We start from the raw sequence: 1,275 nt of genomic DNA on the forward strand, positions 1-1,275 counted from the left end.
TCCGATCTGCACCACCGTGAAGAATTGCCAGGCTGGGCTTGCAGGGACAGCACCCGGTCGGCGTTGGGCTCGCCTTCCTTGGACATCATCTCCAGCCGGATCTTGCGGGAAGCGGCGATGGAAATCTCGGCACAGGAAAGAAAGGCACTGACCACGACCAGGAGCAGGATCAGCAGCAGACTGGTGAATATGCTCATGTTGTTCATGTTGTTCTTATCTCATTGATTTGACGTGACATTCTCTCGCGCAACGGGGAGAAAAAGCAAATGCAGCGAATTGGCCGCAAATTACCTCAACTTCGGCAAACTCGCCAAAATCATCCAAATCCGTCAGAGACCAACACAGACAACACTCAATATACGTCGCGCCGGTACCTCCCCTGCTCGGCCAGCGCATTCAGGCTGGCTTCGCCCAGGATGTCCTGCAAGGCCTGGGCCACCCCGGCCGCCATGCCTTGCAGGCTGCCGCAGACATAGACACTGGCGCCCAGCTCCACCCAGCGCCGCAGTTCATCGGCGGCTTCGCGCAGTTTGTCCTGTACGTAGAGGCGCTGTTGCTGGTCGCGCGAGAATGCCAGGTCCAGCCGCAGCAAGTAGCCCTGCTCCTGCCAGGCTTGCAGCTCCTGGCGATGGAAGAAGTCATGCTGGCGCGCGCGCTCACCAAAGACCAGCCAGTTGCGCCGCTGCCCGGCCGCCACCCGCTGGCGCAGATGGGCGCGCAAACCGGCCAGGCCGGTACCATTGCCGATCAGGATTAGCGGGCGATCATCGGTGGGGCCGTGGAAGGCGCCATTGCTGCGCACGCGCAGGGCGATCTCCTGGCCCGGCTGGGCGTGCAACCCCAGCCAACCGGAGCCGAGCCCGGCGCCACCATCAGGCTGGCGCATCAGGCGCACCATCAATTCCAGCGCACCATCGGCTGGCAGCGAGGCAATCGAATAGGCGCGATGCGGCAACGGCTTCAAGCGCGCCAGTACCTCACTGGCCGGCAAGCCGCGCAACTGCGCCAGGGTATCGGCCTGCTGCGGCAGCAGGCGGGTCGCCAAGGCGGCGCGCAGCGCAGCGTCGCTCTGACCGATGGCGAGCAGGAAGGCCTCGACCGCCTGCGCACTATTGTGCGGGCCGATCTCGGCGATATCACCGGCCTGCCAGCGGGGGGCCGGCAAATCCAGTGGCGTGAGATGCAGATGGAACACCGGGCCGCCCTGGCTGCCGGGATTGAGCAGTTGGCGCTGCGCCAGACGCCAGCGGGCATAGGCCGGCGCGCTCCAGTCGG

At 64.5% G+C, this 1,275-nt stretch carries 2 pseudogenes; both read right to left on the reverse strand.

Going from position 1 to position 1,275, the window contains the following annotated elements:
* Positions 1–197: pseudogene (locus I5W_RS09820) on the reverse strand (CNNM domain-containing protein); the annotation flags it as partial.
* A gap of 155 nt (positions 198–352) precedes the next feature.
* Positions 353–1,275: pseudogene (locus tag I5W_RS09825) on the reverse strand (sulfite reductase flavoprotein subunit alpha); the annotation flags it as partial.

Source organism: Herbaspirillum sp. B65 (assembly GCF_000333555.1).
Taxonomy (GTDB): domain Bacteria; phylum Pseudomonadota; class Gammaproteobacteria; order Burkholderiales; family Burkholderiaceae_D; genus Herbaspirillum; species Herbaspirillum rubrisubalbicans.